The 16,997-nt window shown below is 39.7% G+C and carries 16 protein-coding genes and 1 riboswitch; of the genes, 8 read left to right on the top strand and 8 right to left on the bottom strand.

Features of this window, described 5'->3' with window-relative positions:
- Nucleotides 1–11: 11 nt before the first annotated feature.
- Nucleotides 12–947 carry a homoserine O-succinyltransferase gene (gene metA / locus VK91_RS12225; protein WP_004227915.1) on the top strand — a complete coding sequence of 312 codons (936 nt, stop codon included), beginning with the start codon at nucleotides 12–14 and terminating at the stop codon, nucleotides 945–947.
- Nucleotides 948–986: 39 nt separating this feature from the next.
- Here the strand turns inward: metA and VK91_RS12220 are convergent, their stop codons facing one another.
- From VK91_RS12220 to plsY, 6 genes are all read right to left on the bottom strand, one after another.
- Nucleotides 987–2,135 carry an endospore germination permease gene (locus VK91_RS12220; RefSeq protein WP_048393075.1) on the bottom strand — a complete coding sequence of 383 codons (1,149 nt, stop codon included), beginning with the start codon at nucleotides 2,133–2,135 and terminating at the stop codon, nucleotides 987–989.
- 31 nt (nucleotides 2,136–2,166) lie between these two features.
- Nucleotides 2,167–2,400 (bottom strand): hypothetical protein, encoded by a 234-nt coding sequence (locus VK91_RS12215; protein WP_048393074.1) that lies wholly within the window; start codon nucleotides 2,398–2,400, stop codon nucleotides 2,167–2,169.
- Nucleotides 2,401–2,404: 4 nt separating this feature from the next.
- A complete protein-coding gene (locus tag VK91_RS12210; RefSeq protein WP_004227918.1) occupies nucleotides 2,405–3,604 on the bottom strand; it encodes a Ger(x)C family spore germination protein in 1,200 nt (399 codons plus the stop codon).
- Nucleotides 3,605–3,629: 25 nt separating this feature from the next.
- Nucleotides 3,630–5,174: a spore germination protein gene (locus tag VK91_RS12205; RefSeq protein ID WP_048393073.1), complete on the bottom strand. Its 1,545-nt coding sequence runs from the start codon at nucleotides 5,172–5,174 to the stop codon at nucleotides 3,630–3,632.
- Nucleotides 5,175–5,362: 188 nt separating this feature from the next.
- Nucleotides 5,363–5,653, bottom strand: coding sequence for a HesB/YadR/YfhF family protein (locus VK91_RS12200; protein WP_048393071.1), 291 nt, complete (start codon nucleotides 5,651–5,653; stop codon nucleotides 5,363–5,365).
- 19 nt (nucleotides 5,654–5,672) lie between these two features.
- Complete coding sequence (plsY, locus tag VK91_RS12195; protein WP_048393068.1) at nucleotides 5,673–6,275, bottom strand: glycerol-3-phosphate 1-O-acyltransferase PlsY; 603 nt, start codon at nucleotides 6,273–6,275, stop codon at nucleotides 5,673–5,675.
- Between the two features lie 561 nt (nucleotides 6,276–6,836).
- Here plsY and parE point away from each other — a divergent pair.
- From parE to VK91_RS12160, 7 genes are all read left to right on the top strand, one after another.
- Nucleotides 6,837–8,813: a DNA topoisomerase IV subunit B gene (gene parE, locus VK91_RS12190; RefSeq protein WP_048393067.1), complete on the top strand. Its 1,977-nt coding sequence runs from the start codon at nucleotides 6,837–6,839 to the stop codon at nucleotides 8,811–8,813.
- Nucleotides 8,810–11,248 carry a DNA topoisomerase IV subunit A gene (parC, locus tag VK91_RS12185; protein ID WP_048393066.1) on the top strand — a complete coding sequence of 813 codons (2,439 nt, stop codon included), beginning with the start codon at nucleotides 8,810–8,812 and terminating at the stop codon, nucleotides 11,246–11,248. The genes parE and parC overlap by 4 nt, the downstream gene beginning before the upstream one ends.
- Nucleotides 11,249–11,356: 108 nt before the next feature.
- Nucleotides 11,357–11,467, top strand: a riboswitch (TPP riboswitch).
- Nucleotides 11,468–11,620: 153 nt separating this feature from the next.
- The gene (locus VK91_RS12180) at nucleotides 11,621–12,616 is read left to right on the top strand and encodes an ABC transporter substrate-binding protein (protein WP_048393065.1); all 996 of its coding nucleotides are present in this window, start codon (nucleotides 11,621–11,623) and stop codon (nucleotides 12,614–12,616) included.
- Nucleotide 12,617: 1 nt separating this feature from the next.
- Nucleotides 12,618–12,908 (top strand): thiamine-binding protein, encoded by a 291-nt coding sequence (locus VK91_RS12175; protein WP_004227928.1) that lies wholly within the window; start codon nucleotides 12,618–12,620, stop codon nucleotides 12,906–12,908.
- On the top strand, nucleotides 12,908–13,681 hold the full coding sequence (locus VK91_RS12170; protein WP_048393064.1) for an ABC transporter permease: 774 nt from the start codon (nucleotides 12,908–12,910) through the stop codon (nucleotides 13,679–13,681). Before VK91_RS12175 ends, VK91_RS12170 begins: the two co-directional genes overlap by 1 nt.
- On the top strand, nucleotides 13,656–14,405 hold the full coding sequence (locus VK91_RS12165) for an ABC transporter ATP-binding protein (protein WP_048393062.1): 750 nt from the start codon (nucleotides 13,656–13,658) through the stop codon (nucleotides 14,403–14,405). Before VK91_RS12170 ends, VK91_RS12165 begins: the two co-directional genes overlap by 26 nt.
- Nucleotides 14,395–15,144: a TatD family hydrolase gene (locus VK91_RS12160; RefSeq protein ID WP_048393060.1), complete on the top strand. Its 750-nt coding sequence runs from the start codon at nucleotides 14,395–14,397 to the stop codon at nucleotides 15,142–15,144. The genes VK91_RS12165 and VK91_RS12160 overlap by 11 nt, the downstream gene beginning before the upstream one ends.
- Before the next feature lie 26 nt (nucleotides 15,145–15,170).
- Here VK91_RS12160 and VK91_RS22900 read toward each other — a convergent pair whose 3' ends face one another.
- Nucleotides 15,171–15,347 (bottom strand): hypothetical protein, encoded by a 177-nt coding sequence (locus VK91_RS22900; RefSeq protein WP_197078724.1) that lies wholly within the window; start codon nucleotides 15,345–15,347, stop codon nucleotides 15,171–15,173.
- 97 nt (nucleotides 15,348–15,444) lie between these two features.
- On the bottom strand, nucleotides 15,445–16,989 hold the full coding sequence (locus VK91_RS12155; RefSeq protein WP_048393165.1) for a cation acetate symporter: 1,545 nt from the start codon (nucleotides 16,987–16,989) through the stop codon (nucleotides 15,445–15,447).
- Between the last annotated feature and the right edge of the window lie 8 nt (nucleotides 16,990–16,997).

Genomic DNA, 16,997 nt, shown 5'->3' with positions numbered 1-16,997 from the left:
GGGAAAGCAAGATGCCAATTAATATTCCGAAAAATTTACCAGCTGGAGAACATTTACGTGAGGAAAAAATCTTCGTCATGGAAGAAGATCGTGCGAAAACACAGCAAATCCGTCCATTAAATATATTAATATTAAATTTAATGCCTGAAAAAGAAAAAACAGAGCTCCAATTATTACGTTTATTGGGGAATACACCATTACAAGTGAATATTACCTTTTTGAATACAGCCACACACGAGTCTAAAAATGTGAGTAAATCCCATTTGCAGCTTTTCTACACAACGTTCAATCAGATTCGACACCGACGCTATGATGGTATGATTATAACTGGTGCGCCAGTAGAAAAAATGGCTTTTGAAGAGGTCAACTATTGGCAGGAAATTTCAGAAATTATGGATTGGTCTAAAAAGAATGTGACATCCGTGCTACATATATGTTGGGGGGCACAGGCTGCATTGTATCATCATTATGGCATTGGGAAGGTTGAGCTTTCTGCTAAATGCTCAGGCGTCTATTCCCATGTGATTACAGATTTAACTGTAGATTTGGTACGTGGCTTTAGTGATTTATTTACTGCGCCCCATTCACGCTATACATCTGTTTCGATTGACGAGGTTCGCAATCATCCAGATCTACGATTATTATCCTATTCAGAGGATGCTGGGGTATTTATTGTACAATCAAAAGATAATAAAAATATTATGATTACGGGGCATCTAGAGTATGATGCGACAACGCTAGCCGATGAATACAGTCGCGATGTGGCGAAGGGCATAGATATCGCCGTTCCTGTAAACTACTTCCCGAATGACGATCCGACACAAGTGCCGATGAATACATGGCGTGCCCATACGCATCTATTATTCTCTAACTGGTTGAACTACTATGTTTACCAAGAAACACCATATGAATGGGATTTTGTAGATGAAATCGAATATCATATTTAATTAATAAAAAGTCTAATTTCTTTTCTAGCTTAGAAGAAATTAGACTTTTTGATTGTCATTTTCTGTTTCCTGCTGAGGTGTTTCGTTATTTTGAGCCTTGGATTTACGATTGCGAATAACTACCACAATCAGCAAAAGTATGGGTAATAAAATGGTGAAAATAAAGGAAAAGATTGGCCAAATTTCATTATTATAATTAGTAGAATGCACAATATCTGGATGAACAATTTGAGAAAGTCCAATAACAATTATCCCCATCGGTATAATGAGTGGACGATGATCCTTGATCTTCAAAATTTGTGCAAGTCCAACAACGGTCGTATAGAAATACATAAATGTACGAATATAAATAGACGAAATCCACATAAATGCCATAATGATTTCTATACGCTGCAAAAAATTCCCTATAGATATTCTTTGTGCTAAGGCATAGCTAGGAAATGTCCTTGATGCAGTGTTTTCAGGACCTAATACAAGAATCGATAGGACAATCAACGTAACTAAGACGATTCCGCCAAAAATTGCCCCAATATATAGCCCTTTCTGTGCAGACGGCTGTACATTGACGCCAGTAGGATAGAGCATCAATAATACAATTAATGGAAAGGAAAAGATACTCATAAAGCGTGCAATACTATAAAACATAGATGCTTTGGTCGCTTCTAGTAGAGGCTGAATATTCTCAAATGTAATTTGAGGGGTAATACTAAGGACGAAAAAAATAAAAATAAAGGTAAACAATGGGAAGAGGATTTCTGCCGAACGGGCAAAGGTCTCAATCCCTAAATAAGCGGCATACATAATAATGATGCTGAACAGTAGGGCAAATGCTAATGTCGGTGTCTCTGGCATAACTTCCGTTTTCATGAAAATACCGATAAAATAGAGTAATTCCCCAGCGGAAAGAAAGGTCAAAATTAGGAAACAAATCGCTGTGATTTTCCCAAAAAAACGCCCAAGTATTTTTTCATTGGCCTCGATAAAGTTTAGGGACGGTGTTTGATTGGCCAGTGTTAAAAATAATTTTATAACCAGTAAACTAAGCAGAACACCAATGCTTGCCGCTATCCAAGCATCTTGCTTAGCGGCACCAGTAATACTCGAAGGGATAATTAAAATCGCTGTACCGATAGAATAGAGGAAGGTAACGATTGTAAACTGTCTTGAACTAATTATCTCTTTTTCCATCAAGCTACCCTCCGTTTCTCAGTCCATCTTTCTATTTTGTGAATGACACAATGTAATCCCTAATTGGTGTGAAGATAAAGGTAATCAAATCTAATGGGCTAGGAATATGGATTTTAAGGGCAATCCCCATATTTAAAGCCGTTCCAATAAGTAGCAAAAAGGAGAATACAATAATGGCTTTTCTATCCTGTTGCTTTTTTAGCTTTGGAATAAAAATAAGCGCAACAATGATTGCAATAATCAAGATAGCTACGGCTAGTACCATCTCATTACTCCTCCTTTGGCTTGTTTAATAATGAATTTTGCATCGTACCTGAACCTTGGGTTGTTACCTTTACATGAACAGCCACTGCTAAATCTGGAAAAATGGAAGTCCAGTCATCCTTGATTTTTTTCCACTGCTTTGGATCTGCCCGATGTAGGGCATCCCCAAATCCAAAAACATCGACTTCATATTGCTGTTGAATTTTCTCTACAGTTTTTTCAATGCGTTCATCAATCCCCTGGGCTGTTTTTTTATTAACGTAATCAATCGATTTATTTTTGGTAAGATCGATAACACATTCGACCTCTCCAACATTCTGCTCTACATTAATATGGACATCGATTTTCGGTTTCCCGTTTTTAAATGACCCTTTCACCTTTGTAGTGGATTGGGTGATTTCAGTAGACAAAGTCCCTTTATTAGGACAGGCGATGATTTCTATCGTACTTTGAATTTTGTCATTAAGAAAACTAATACTTTTGCTTTCGCTCTCAGTCAGTAGCCCTATATATTTATCGCCTTTAAAGACTGCTAAACCTGTATAACGTAATAGCACAGGTGTTTTAACACGTTGCACATTTGTTTGATCTACCCCTAATTTCTTATCGCCATGAACTTCAATAGCAGAAATTAACGCCCCTTTATGCTTATTGCTTAATGTATTGACTAATTCATCAATATTAACAGCTATCGTGGAGCCCCAAGCCTTCTCAGAGACATCAAGAGAATTTAGCATTTTATTAGCAGGAACTTTTTCGATGGGTGTTAGTACATTTAATACTTCCTTTGCTGTTGCATCGTGAGACATAATGACGTCGAAATCCTTACGAAATTCATGGTCCCTTACAATTAAATCAAGTGCATCACTAATGCCTTCTTTCGCGAGATCTTCCCCTAATACAACCACTTGAAGGTGGGCAAAATAAGGTTTTCGTGCTGCAATAGTCGTCATTTTGCGAATGGCCTCAAAGATGGTTTCGCCTCTCGAATGATAGCTAACGACAGGTGAGCGTTGAGTGGAAGCTTGTCGCACTGAGACTTCACTAGGATCGACAATTTGAACTGTAATTTCATATTCCTCATCTATTTTGTCAATGCCTAGTGCTACCACAATGGCTAATTCATTTAATTCTCGCTTACTCCAGCAACCACTTAACAGTAAAGTGAGGATACATAGTAAGCAAATCCAGTTTAATTTTGCCATATTCTATTCCTCATTTATCCTGAAGTTATTTCCTGCCTTTTACATTGATATAGTTATGTCCTCTAACAATATTTTTTTGATTGACTAAACGAGGTCGTGTAAGTAATTTTCTACGCGGGAACAGCACAAATGCATCCTTCTGATCCTGTAATACCAACGGTGCGAATGGGCTTAAATAAGGTACACCAAATGAACGAATGCTACATAGATGAAGAGTAATTAGCATAATGCCAAACATTACACCGAATAAACCAAACATAGCAGCTAAAATCATTAATGGGAAACGTAGTACACGAATCGTATTCGATAAACCATAGGCAGGGAATAGAAAGCTACAAATCGCTGTTAAGGCTACAATAATTACCATTACAGCGGATACGACGCCTGCATCAACTGCTGCCTGTCCAATAACTAAAGTACCTACAATGGATACCGCAGGACCGATTGTTCGAGGCATACGAAGTCCAGCTTCCCTTAAGACCTCAAAGGCAACCTCCATAATAAGCGCTTCTACTACTGCAGGAAAGGGTACGCCTTCCCTTTGTGAAGCAATGCTAATTAACATGGGTGTCGGTAGCATTTCCTGATGAAAGGTAGTAATCGCCACATACAAGGATGGTGCTACTAATGCTAGACTGATACCAAAGAAACGCAAGATACGTACAAGTGAGCTAATCATCCAATGCTGATAATAATCTTCTGCTGATTGTAAAAAGGATGTAAATAGCGCTGGAACGACTAAGACGAAAGGTGTGCCATCAACTAGAATCGCCACTTTGCCATCTAATAATTCACCTGCGATGACATCAGGTCGTTCAGAGTTGTAGACGGTTGGAAACATAGAGTTTTTTGAGTCTTGAATAAAATCCTCAATATAGCCACTTTCCAGAATGCCATCAATATTAATACGATCTAATCGAGCCAATACCTCTGCGACGATTTTGTCACTGGCGATGCCATTTATATACATCACTACTACATCTGTTTGTGTCACATCTCCGATAACGCGTGATTTTATCCAGAGATTCGGACTTTTTATTTTGCGACGAATGAGCGCTGTATTCGTTCGCAAGGTTTCCGTAAAGGATTCCCTCGGTCCGCGAATTACGGATTCCGTCGATGGCTCTGTGACAGCTCGATCCTTGGCACTTCTAGTACTTGTCACAATCCCTTCGGCAAAGCCATCTAATAAAATAACCGTTTCACCATTGAGAATGGCATTGTAGAGTGTTGTGAAATGCTCAATATTCGTCACATCGCCTACCGTTAAATAGGAATTCCGAACATATTGATTAATGGTTGTTATTTCAATATCTTGTTCTTCTTCAATATTTGCCATCAGTTTATCGATAACAGAATCAGAAATAGTCGTTTTATCCGATAAGCCATCAATGGAAATAATGGCGAGGCTATGGGGATCAGTTTCTCCAATCGCAATTTCACGTATGATAATATCATTACTATGCCCTAGTGATTGTTGAATGATTTTTATATTTTTAGATAGGGAAGTATACAATAAATCGTTCGTTGTATGGGATGGGGAGGTTTCGTTATTGTTAGACATGGACATGTGTTTTCCTCCTCAAATGGTCGTTCATTACCTTTAGAATGGACAATTTTTTTGAGAGATAAACGAAAGAGATATGAAAAATCTAGCTATTTGTGGCAATATCACATTCCTTGCAACTTTCGTGTGTCTTGTTTTGTAATAAATAAAAAAACAGTCTGTCCTTTCATGTATGGAAAGGACAGACTGCTTTATGTACGATAGTCGTATTGTAATTCATCATTACTTGTATCAACATCAACATGTAAATTGTGATCGTTAAAGAACCAAAGATCTTTCTCATCAATGTAATAGATAACACCATCAATTTCTGTTTGCACACCTATGGCAATAGGTTCCTCACGTGTCATGCCTAGTGAAAAGCCTTCGTGAAACGGACTTGAGCCACCATAACGTGCATAAAAACGAATTGTATCACCAGGTTCAACTTCCATTTCGTGTTTGAACCATTGTAGGGCTTCATCTGTCAATGCAATATTCATTTCAAATGCTCCTCTCTTCCTACAGCCATTTTACCTTTGGTTCGGTGCCGTTTTTAATACGAGCAATATTGGCACGGTGACGATAAATAATAAAGGTAAATAAAAAGGCTACCAAGATGCCTAATGCAAAGTCACCTGTAATAAAATAATAAACGATTGCATAGATAAGCGCTACTAAAGCGGCTATCATCGATGTTAAGCTGACGATTTTTGTGATTTTTAATGTCACAATAAAGGTAATAAATAGTAGGACAAAGAGTGGCCAAGAATAGCCTAATAATACACCAGCTGACGTTGCCACAGCTTTCCCACCACGGAAGTTGGCAAAGATCGGGAACATATGACCGATAACAGCGACAAGACCCAGTAATAAAGAGTGGAGTGTAGTATCAGAGAAAACAGGAAGTGTCACGAGTAAGACAGCGGCAGTCCCTTTTAAGACATCCATCACCGTAACAATAATACCAGCCTTTTTCCCTAATGTTCTAAAAGTATTGGTCGCACCAAGATTACCGCTCCCGTGTTCACGAATATCGGTATTATAAAAAATTTTGCCTATCCATAATCCAGAAGGTATAGAGCCGATTAGATAAGCACATAAAATAATAAGTCCATTGATCATAGTTGGACTCCTTTCATTCATAGTCCATCACTTGGTACTAATAGTTTGTAACAAGTATTTTACACTTTTTCTTGCTAATCTACAATGTTATGAAGGAGATTTCATCCGAAGTCTTGAATCAATACAAAAGAGAATCTATTAGTGAGGACTAGGCTTTTAGACATAAATTTGTAGGAAGCACTAAAACCTTTATAAAAATATAGGCAAAATGGCAATTTTGTCAATCGCTCATTCCTTTGGTAGAATAGAAGTCTAACTTTATCCTGTTTAATCGCAAGGCACGAGTTAGTGTGCTTTTATTTGCAAGCATCACAACTTTATTTTGCAACTAAGTAGGCTTCAATGCGTCAAATGATGATGGAAGCTAGAAGCAGTCTGTCTTGCTCAAATACCAATTTTAAGCAACTGTTGAAGATGTTTACTATTAATAAAAAAGATCAAAACTGTGAGCAAATTTTAAAATTTTATTGGACCTGTCGCTAGCTATTGACAGGAAATGCTATTATTATTAGGATGAGAACATAAATAGAACATGTGTTTGTTTTTTGGAGGGGAATTTTTTTGACGAATAAACAGTCACCTAGCGTCTATAATGATGACGCTATACAAGTATTAGAAGGATTAGAAGCGGTACGCAAACGACCTGGCATGTATATCGGTTCTACGGATGGCCGTGGACTTCATCACCTTGTGTATGAAATCGTAGATAATGCGGTGGATGAAGCACTGGCTGGCTTTGGATCTCATATTATTGTCACAATTCATAAAGATCAAAGTATGAGTGTGCGCGACTTTGGCCGTGGGATGCCAACCGGTATGCATAAAATGGGCAAACCGACACCAGAAATTATTTTTACAGTGCTACACGCTGGTGGTAAATTTGGTCAAGGTGGCTATAAAACAAGTGGAGGTTTACATGGTGTTGGTTCTTCCGTTGTGAATGCGCTCTCAACATTTTTAGAGGTGACAATCCATCGCGATGGTAAAAAGTATCGTCAACGCTTTGAACATGGTGGACAGCCTGTCACAACACTTGAAAATATTGGGCAGACCAAGCAGACAGGAACGCTTGTTCATTTCCTACCAGATGAAACGATCTTCTCTGTCACAAAATTCAATTATGATACGTTAGCAGAACGATTACGTGAATCAGCCTTTTTATTAAAGGGCTTAAAAATTGAATTAATTGATGAGCGCGAGGAAGGCAAGAGCGATGTGTTCTTTTATGAGAATGGCATCGAGGCTTTCGTTGCGTATTTGAATGAGGAAAAAGATGTCCTTCATCCAGTAAAATATGTAGAAGGCGTACAGGATGAAATCGAAGTAGAGTTTGCTTTCCAGTATAACGATGGTTATTCGGAAACGATTTTATCATTCGTTAATAATGTCCGTACACGAGATGGTGGTACACATGAAACGGGTGCAAAGGCAGCATTGACACGTGTCTTTAATGAATATGCAAGAAAAATTGGCCTGTTAAAGGACAAGGATAAAAACCTTGAGGGGACAGATATTCGTGAGGGCTTAGCAGCGATCGTGTCTGTTCGTATCCCAGAGCATTTACTGCAATTTGAAGGACAAACAAAGGGCAAGCTTGGGACAAGTGAGGCTCGTTCTGCAGTAGATAGTGTAGTGTCTGAGCAAATTTTGTATGTGCTAGAGGAAAATGCAGAGTTATCAGCTTCTCTTGTTCGTAAAGCGATTCGAGCGCAGCAAGTGCGTGAAGCAGCTCGTAAAGCGCGTGAGGATGCACGAAATGGCAAGAAAAACAAAAAGGGTAGTACGATTTTATCTGGAAAATTAACACCAGCTCAGTCACGTAATGCGGCAAAAAATGAGCTGTATTTAGTCGAGGGTGATTCTGCGGGTGGCTCTGCTAAACAAGGTCGTGACCGTACATTCCAAGCGATTCTGCCATTGCGCGGGAAAGTAATCAACACAGAAAAAGCCAAGCTACAGGATATTATGAAAAACGAAGAAATTTCAACGATTATCCATGCGATTGGGGCAGGTGTTGGTACGGATTTTGCGGTGGAGGATTCTGCCTACAATAAAGTAGTCATCATGACCGATGCGGATACAGATGGGGCACATATTCAAGTCTTGCTATTAACATTCTTCTATCGTTATATGCGTCCGCTCATTGAGTCTGGGAAGGTCTATATCGCACTACCGCCGCTTTATAAAGTCTCTAGAGGTACAGGGAAAAAAGAAGTCATTGAATATGCTTGGACAGAAAGTGATTTACAAAAGGCCATCAAGAAGGTTGGAAAGGGTTACATATTACAGCGTTATAAAGGTCTTGGTGAGATGAATGCGGACCAACTGTGGGACACAACGATGAACCCTGAAACACGGACATTGATTCGTGTCACAATCGAGGATGGTGCACGAGCGGAGAGACGTGTCACGACGTTAATGGGTGATAAGGTGGAACCACGTCGTAAATGGATCGAAGCCAATGTAGACTTCGGTATGGAGGATGATTCTAACATTTTAGAGAATGAATTCATCCAACAAGAGGAGGACCAAGCATGAGTAGTACAGAAAAGTTTCAAGATTTACCGTTAGAAGAAGTAATGGGTGACCGTTTTGGTCGCTATAGTAAATATATTATTCAAGACCGCGCGTTGCCTGATGCACGTGACGGTCTTAAACCAGTACAGCGCCGTATTTTATATGCGATGTTTACGGAAGGCAACACACATGATAAGCCGTTCCGTAAATCCGCAAAAACAGTGGGTAATGTAATTGGTAACTATCATCCGCACGGCGATAGCTCTGTGTATGAAGCGATGGTACGGATGAGTCAGGACTGGAAGGCACGTCATATGCTTATTGAGATGCACGGGAACAATGGCTCGGTAGATGGCGATCCTCCAGCTGCAATGCGTTATACAGAGGCGAGACTATCAGCTATTGCCGCTGAAATGCTACGAGATATTGGCAAGAAAACGGTCGAATTTGTGCCAAACTTTGATGATCAGGATATGGAGCCAACTGTATTACCAGCACGTTTTCCTAACCTTTTAGTCAATGGCTCTACAGGAATTTCCGCTGGTTATGCGACAGATATTCCGCCACATGCCTTAGATGAAGTACTGGATGCTGTGTTGATGCGCTTAGACAAGCCTAATGTTACTGTAGATGAATTGATGACGGTGATTAAAGGACCTGATTTCCCAACGGGTGGAATCATTCAAGGTGTTGATGGCATTAAAAAGGCGTATGAAACAGGTCGTGGTAAAATCATCGTCCGTGCACAAGCAGTTGTTGAACCAATTAAGGGTGGTAAAGAGCAAATTGTTATCACTGAGTTACCATATGATGTAAATAAAGCGAATCTTGTGAAAAAAATTGATGAGCAACGTGTAGATAAACGACTAGAAGGCATTGCAGAAATTCGAGATGAATCAGACCGTACAGGCTTACGTGTCGTAATTGAGCTGAAAAAGGATGTACCAGGACAAGGAATTTTACAGTACTTGTTTAAAACAACGGATTTACAGGTAGCTTATAATTTTAATATGATTGCCATTCATAATCGTCGTCCAACGATGATGACATTGCCATTATTGCTAGATGCGTATATTGCCCATCAAAAAGAAGTGGTAACAAACCGTTCTATTTATGATTTGCAAAAGGCAAAGGATCGTTCCCATATTGTAGATGGATTAATTAAAGCCCTTTCCATTTTAGATGAAGTCATTGCGACGATCCGTTCTTCTAATGATAAGAAGGATGCGAAGCTTAATTTACAAGCGAAGTTTGATTTTACAGAGGTACAAGCAGAGGCCATTGTAAGCCTGCAATTATATCGTTTAACGAATACGGATATTACAGAGCTTCGTCAGGAACAGGACGAGTTAAATAAGCTAATTGCGAAGCTAGAGGGGATTCTACAAAGTGAAGCAAAGCTAGTGCGTGTTATTAAACAAGAGTTACTAGATATTAAGAAACGCTTTACAGAGCCTCGTCGCTCGAAGATTGAGCAAGAAATTGAAGAAATTAAAATTACATTGGATGTCCTTGTGCCAAGTGAAGAGGTTGTCGTAACAGTAACGAAGGATGGTTATATTAAACGTACATCCACACGTTCTCATGCCGCTTCAAACGGGCAAGATTTTGCCATGAAGGATTCAGATTATTTATTGTATGAAGCAAACTTAAATACACAGCACCATCTATTGCTGTTCACAAATCGAGGCAATTATATTTATCAGCCTGTTCATGAGCTGCCTGATATACGCTGGAAGGATCTCGGCCAGCATATTTCAAGTATTGTGCCAACAGGGGAAGATGAATCCATTATTGCGGTTTATGGCTTCGAAACATTTGAACAGCCAAATACGTATGTCTTCACAGCCACAAAAGATGGCCAAATTAAGCGCTCACCACTCGCAGACTATGCGGTAACACGTTATTCAAAGCCAATTAAAACGATGAACGTCAAGGCTGGTGATGCGATGATCTATGCATCATTTGTAACAGATGACGTGGAGCTGATGCTCACAACGGATACAGCCTATGCGATTCGTTTCCCTATGGAGGAGTTACCAGTTACAGGTGTGAAAACAGGCGGTGTGAAAGGGATCACACTAAAAGATGGAGAAGCCTTAGTTGGAGTCAATGTGTTACAGCCTGATGTTACCCACTATGTAGTGATTGTGACACAGCGTGGGGCCGTAAAGAAAATGAATGTCGCTGAAGTTGAAGTAGCGAGTCGTGCAAAACGTGGACTAAAAGTATTAACAGAGTTAAAAGCAAACCCTCACCGAATTGTGGCAGTTGTTCAAGCAACAGACGAGGAGCAGGTTGTGATTGAAACTGAAAAAGGTGTTCAAGAGATGATTGACGTACAAGCATTGTCTCGTGCGGATCGCCATTCCAATGGTTCATTTAAAGTGGATATTGCAACAGATGGAGCAATTTCTCATGTTGTAACAGCCAAAAAAGAACAGAAACCAAGCTAAAAGCATGCCCAGCCTCTTAGGAGCGCTGGGCTTTAAGCTCTATTCAAAAATAGCACCTTGTCATTTAAGTGAAACTATGGGTATAATAATCATCGAAAAGTTCATAGCGAAAGAATGTAGGGGGGCTAGTAATTGCTAGCTGAGATTGTGTCCGGTAGACGCTGACCCTTTGAACCTGATTTGGCTCGTACCAGCGTAGGGAACATCTATTCAAAAAGCAAAGTTTTGAAGATTGATTGCAATACGTCTGGGAGGAATCCTAGGCGTTTTTTTATGTTTTCAAGCAACAGCTTGCCAACATTGTATACGCTTTCTTCTGGTGACAACATTCATTCATGAACACTTTCATATTACAAACTGGGAGGCTTTCGCATGAAAAAATGGTTTTTTATTTTATTGGCAGCACTATTGACATTAGTAGGCTGTAGTGACAAGGATGACAAGCAGGCTGCAGACAAGCTGAAAAAGGTGTCTGTGGTACTGGATTGGACGCCGAATACAAATCATACAGGACTATATGTTGCCAAAAAACTCGGTTATTTTGAGGAACAGGGTTTAGATGTTGATATTATTATGCCTGGTGAGGCGGGCGCAGATCAGCTTGTTGCTTCTGGAAAGGCGGATTTTGGCGTGAGCTATCAGGAAGGCATAACACAGGCACGAGTACAGGATGTGCCGCTGGTCTCCATCGCAGCAATTATACAGCATAATACATCTGGCTTTGCTTCTATTGCTTCGAAGGGCATTACATCGCCAAAGGATTTTGAAGGTAAAACCTATGGTGGTTGGGGCGCGCCATTAGAGCAAGCCGTTTTACAATCACTCATGCAAAAAGAAAAGGCAGATATTAATAAGCTAGATATCGTCAATGCAGGGGATTTAGATTTCTTCACAATGATGGAAAAAGATATAGATTTTGCTTGGATTTATTATGCATGGACTGGGATTGAGGCTGAGCTGCGTGGGGAAAAGATTAATATGCTATATCTTACAGATTATAGTGATCAATTGGATTATTATACGCCAGTTTTAGCTACAAATGAAAAAATGATACAGGACAACCCGGATGTAGTCAAAGCCTTTGTGGCAGCTGCATCGAAGGGCTATGAATACGCAATTGAAAACCCAAGTGAAGCGGCTGATATTTTAATCGAAGCGGCCCCTGATTTAGATCAAGCGTTAGTGCATAAAAGTCAGGAATGGCTGGCTGATAAATATCAGGATGATGCCAAGCAATGGGGAGAGCAAAAGCTTTCGGTGTGGGAAAATTACGCGAAATGGATGTCTAGCAATCAAGTACTAGAGGGCGAATTTGATGCGAAAAAAGCCTTTACTAATGATTTCTTACCTAAAAAGGAGGCCAAATAAGATGGCAAATTCATTAATCAGTGTACAAATCATTCCGAAGACAGAGAAATATGAAGATGTTATACCATATGTCGATGCAGCAATTGCGGTGATCGATGCTTCTGGGGTGAAATATGAGGTACATCCATTGGAAACAACGATGGAGGGTGAGCTTTCAACATTGCTCCAAATCATTGAAAAAATGAATGAGAAAATGATTGAACTTGGTGCCATTAATGTCATTACACAAGTGAAAATTTTATATCAGCCAACGGGTATTACGATGGATACATTAACGGAGAAATATCAGTAATGAAACGTGCATTACAGAAGGGAAGGACGATAATTTTTATCGCCTTCCTCTTGTTCATATGGGAACTAATCGTGCGGTTTGCTGAAGTTCCTCATTGGTTAGTACCCACACCAAGTAGTATTTTGTCAGAAGCCATCCAGTCGTATCAAACCTTTCTACCACATGCATTCGCTACAGTACAATTAGCTCTACTAGGATTAGCCATTGGCATCGCTTGTGGGCTAACGGTGGCAATAGTGTTGCATCGATTTACATTTATTCGAGAACTGTTTTATCCAATTCTTATTATGTCGCAGAATGTTCCTATTCTAGTCTTGGCACCGCTCCTTATTATTTGGTTTGGCTTTGGCTTATTACCGAAGCTTATCATTATCTGTCTTGTGTGCTTTTTCCCGATTGTCATTGCAGCGATGGATGGATTTAGACAAACTGCTCCAGAATTAAAGCATTATTTTGCCATGGTTGGTGCTACAAGGGCACAAACCTTTTGGAAGCTGGAATGGCCTTATGCCTATCCCGCTATTTTTTCAGGCATTAAAATTGCGGCTACATATAGTGTGATGGGGGCTGTGATTGCGGAGTGGCTTGGTGCAAAAAAGGGTATTGGTGTTTACATGACCCTAGCCCAATCCTCCTTCCGTACGGATCGCGTATTTGTGGCAATTTTTGCGATTGTTCTCTTGAGCTTACTATTGTTTAGTGGTATTCGTTTAATTGAAAAATTCATGGTGAAGGGAAGAGGCTATCATGCTCAGCATTCAAAACATCGCTAAATCCTTCGATGCGCTCAAAGTCCTTGATCAACTTTCTTTTGACGTCAAGGATGGAGAGTTTGTGGCCATCGTTGGTCCTTCAGGCAGTGGTAAAAGCACACTTTTTCAATTAATTGGTGGTGTTTCGCCAATTGATCAAGGAGCCATTTTATTAAATGGAGAGGATATCCAACAAAAAAAAGGAACGATTGGCTATATGCCACAGCAGCCATGTCTATTACCCTGGCGTACAATAGTAGAAAATGTCACGCTTGTAGAGGAATTACAACATAAACCAAATGTTGAACGTGCCAAGGAATGGTTAGAAAAGGTTGGTCTTGCCTCTTTTATCCATGCCTACCCGAAAGAACTGTCTGGAGGCATGCAGCAGCGTGTGTCCTTTATTCGAGCAATGGTCAGTGATAAGCCGATTTTATGCTTAGACGAACCATTTTCTGCGTTGGATGAATTTACTCGACTGGAAATGCAAGCATGGCTTTTATCTATCTGGGAGGAGTACCGCAAATCCATTCTATTTGTTACACATAGTATTGAAGAAGCTCTCTTTTTAGCAGATCGCATACTTGTTTTAACCAAACGTCCAGCTACCGTTAAAAAGGAAATCATCGTGCCGTTTGAGAGACCTCGGAAAGAGGAAATTCGACATTCTGCAGCATTCACAGCGTTAAAGCAACAATTATTTATGTATTTACAGGAGGAAAAGGGTGATATGTATGTTGATTGATGCGCATATTCATTTGGATCAGTACACCGATGAGGAAATTCCTTCCTTATTAGAAGAAGTGAAAGCTGTAATCGCGGTTAGTATGCAACTTTCCTCTTGTGAAAGAACGTTGCGTTTATCGAATAGCTATCAGCAAGTAAAGGCTGCTTTTGGCTTTCATCCTGAACAGCCTTTACTAAGTCCAAATGATGAGACAGCTTTATTTGATTGGATTCATTCGCATCAGGATGATATGGTTGCTATTGGTGAGGTGGGTCTACCTTATTATTTAAAACAAGAGCAAGCGATTGATGAACGTCCCTATGTGGCGCTATTAGAGCGTTTTGTTGTATTGGCGAAGGAACTGGACAAGCCAATTGTGTTACACGCAGTATATGAGGACGCCCATATTGTGTGTGATTTGCTGGAAAAACATCAGCTTCACGAAGCCCATTTTCATTGGTTTAAAGGGGATGAAGCTATTGTGAAGCGCATGATAGAGCGTGGTTATTTTATTTCCATTACGCCAGATTGCTTGTACGAAGAGGAAATTCAACAGCTAATTCATGCTTATCCCATTGAACTAATGATGGTAGAAACGGATGGTCCTTGGCCGTTTGAGGGACCGTTTACGAAGAAGCGTACATCTCCCTGGATGATGCACTCAACGATTGAGGTGATTGCCTCCATCAAAGGGCTATCAACACAGGAAGTGGCCAAAATTATTACGCAAAACACGAAAACATTTTATCGGCTTTAATAAGAAAAAGCAGTATAGGGTACGAGTTATTCGTCCTTATACTGCTTTTTATATTTCGTATAATCATGCTCCAATTTTTCGTTTTTTGTTTTCGTTAGACGTTCATGTGTACTAAAAGAGATAGATTGTCGTTTTTTTTCAACATCTTTACCAACTGTGCGTTTAATGTGCATCCGTTTCTTTTTAGCTTTAGATTGTGACATGAGCATCGCCTCCAATTCATTTTTAATTCTATAGTAGCGAATAGGGAAGAAAAAGTAAAACCTCGTAAGCAAGATACTTACGAGGCTGTCGAGTGTATTAGTGAGATACGTCCTGTACAGAAATACCTGTGTTTGCTTTAACGTCAACTTCACGATACTTCGCATCATCTGTTTCTTTAGAAAGTAATGTGCCGATGAAACCACCAAGGAAACCAAGTGGTACAGAGATTAAGGCTGGGTTCGTTAACATAATTAAAGGATCACCAACGAAAATTGCCTTACCTTCAACTGGATTCCAAACGTTTGGAGACATAGCAACTAATACTAACGCAGAGATTAAACCTGTTAACATCGCAGTAACAGCACCCGCTGTATTAAAGCGTTTCCAATAAATTGTGTAGATGATAACTGGAAGGTTAGCAGATCCTGCGATACAGAATGCTAAAGATACTAAGAATGCAACGTTTAATGTTTGTGCACCAAGTGCTAATAGGATAGAAATAACAGCGATTGTAATCGAACCGATACGAGCTGCAAGAACTTGCTCTTTTTCTGTAATTTTACCCTTTTTGATAATTTGTCCATAAATATCATGAGATAGGGCAGATGCACCAGAAAGTACAAGACCTGCTACTACCGCTAAAATTGTTGCGAATGCTACTGCACAAACGAATGAGAATAGAATGTCGCCACCAAGTGCTTCTGCAAGAAGTGGGGCAGCCATGTTACCAGCAGCGTTTGCTGCGATAATATCTTCTTTCCCAACGAATGCTGCTGCACCGAAGCCTAAGAAAATTGTTAGAACGTAGAAGATACCTACGATCCAAGTAGCCCAAATAACAGATGAACGAGCTGTTTTCGCGTCTTTTACTGTGAAGAAACGCATTAAGATATGTGGAAGACCCGCAGTACCTAATACTAACGCAATTAACATAGAGATTGTATCAAGTCCATTTGTATATTTAAGACCTGGGTTTAAATAAGCAGCTCCACTGTCAGTAACCGTTGTCATTTCTTTAAACATTGTAGAGATACTGAAGCCGAACTCTTTTAATACTAAGAACGAAATAATAACTGTACCCAACATTAAAAGACAAGCTTTAATGATTTGTACCCAAGATGTTGCTGTCATACCACCGAATAGTACGTAAGTTGTCATCATGAATCCTACGATTAATACGGCGATCCAATAGTCGATTCCTAAAAGTAATTGAATAAGTGCTCCTGCACCAACTAGTTGTGCAATCATGTAGAATAAAACAATTGTAATAGTGCTTAAAGCAGCTGTTCCACGGACTTTGGCGTTATCAAAACGCGCTGTAATCATGTCAGCTAATGTAAATTTCCCAAGGTTACGTAATGGCTCAGCAACGATATATAATACCACTAAGTAAGCTACTAAATAACCAATAGAGAAGAAGAATCCATCAAATCCAAATAATGCTACAGCACCAGCGATACCCAAGAAGGATGCTGCTGATAAGTAGTCACCAGCGATAGCTAGTCCATTTTGCCAACCTGTTAAGCCACCACCAGCAGTATAGAAATCACTTGCTGAAGATGTACGTTTAGATGCCCACCATGTAATAACTAATGTTAAACCAACAATGGCTACGAAGAAGAATATGGCTGTAAGACTCATTCCGTTAC

The sequence above is a fragment of the Lysinibacillus sp. LK3 genome, assembly GCF_001043675.1.
Taxonomy (GTDB): domain Bacteria; phylum Bacillota; class Bacilli; order Bacillales_A; family Planococcaceae; genus Lysinibacillus; species Lysinibacillus capsici.
The sequence above is the reverse complement of the archived record's forward strand: the minus strand, read 5'-3'. Positions and strand labels throughout refer to the sequence as shown.

What these genes read in the sequence shown, in the direction of transcription:
- VK91_RS12210 (WP_004227918.1), bottom strand. Translation starts at nt 3,604, where the DNA reads ATGGCAAAATTAAACTGGATTTGCTTACTATGTATCCTCACTTTACTG.
- VK91_RS12155 (WP_048393165.1), bottom strand. Translation starts at nt 16,989, where the DNA reads ATGAGTCTTACAGCCATATTCTTCTTCGTAGCCATTGTTGGTTTAACA.
- plsY (WP_048393068.1), bottom strand. Translation starts at nt 6,275, where the DNA reads ATGATCAATGGACTTATTATTTTATGTGCTTATCTAATCGGCTCTATA.
- VK91_RS12215 (WP_048393074.1), bottom strand. Translation starts at nt 2,400, where the DNA reads ATGGTACTAGCCGTAGCTATCTTGATTATTGCAATCATTGTTGCGCTT.
- VK91_RS12170 (WP_048393064.1), top strand. Translation starts at nt 12,908, where the DNA reads ATGAAACGTGCATTACAGAAGGGAAGGACGATAATTTTTATCGCCTTC.
- VK91_RS12205 (WP_048393073.1), bottom strand. Translation starts at nt 5,174, where the DNA reads ATGTCCATGTCTAACAATAACGAAACCTCCCCATCCCATACAACGAAC.
- VK91_RS12165 (WP_048393062.1), top strand. Translation starts at nt 13,656, where the DNA reads ATGCTCAGCATTCAAAACATCGCTAAATCCTTCGATGCGCTCAAAGTC.
- VK91_RS12180 (WP_048393065.1), top strand. Translation starts at nt 11,621, where the DNA reads ATGAAAAAATGGTTTTTTATTTTATTGGCAGCACTATTGACATTAGTA.
- parC (WP_048393066.1), top strand. Translation starts at nt 8,810, where the DNA reads ATGAGTAGTACAGAAAAGTTTCAAGATTTACCGTTAGAAGAAGTAATG.
- VK91_RS22900 (WP_197078724.1), bottom strand. Translation starts at nt 15,347, where the DNA reads ATGTCACAATCTAAAGCTAAAAAGAAACGGATGCACATTAAACGCACA.
- VK91_RS12220 (WP_048393075.1), bottom strand. Translation starts at nt 2,135, where the DNA reads ATGGAAAAAGAGATAATTAGTTCAAGACAGTTTACAATCGTTACCTTC.
- VK91_RS12160 (WP_048393060.1), top strand. Translation starts at nt 14,395, where the DNA reads ATGTTGATTGATGCGCATATTCATTTGGATCAGTACACCGATGAGGAA.
- VK91_RS12200 (WP_048393071.1), bottom strand. Translation starts at nt 5,653, where the DNA reads ATGAATATTGCATTGACAGATGAAGCCCTACAATGGTTCAAACACGAA.
- metA (WP_004227915.1), top strand. Translation starts at nt 12, where the DNA reads ATGCCAATTAATATTCCGAAAAATTTACCAGCTGGAGAACATTTACGT.
- VK91_RS12175 (WP_004227928.1), top strand. Translation starts at nt 12,618, where the DNA reads ATGGCAAATTCATTAATCAGTGTACAAATCATTCCGAAGACAGAGAAA.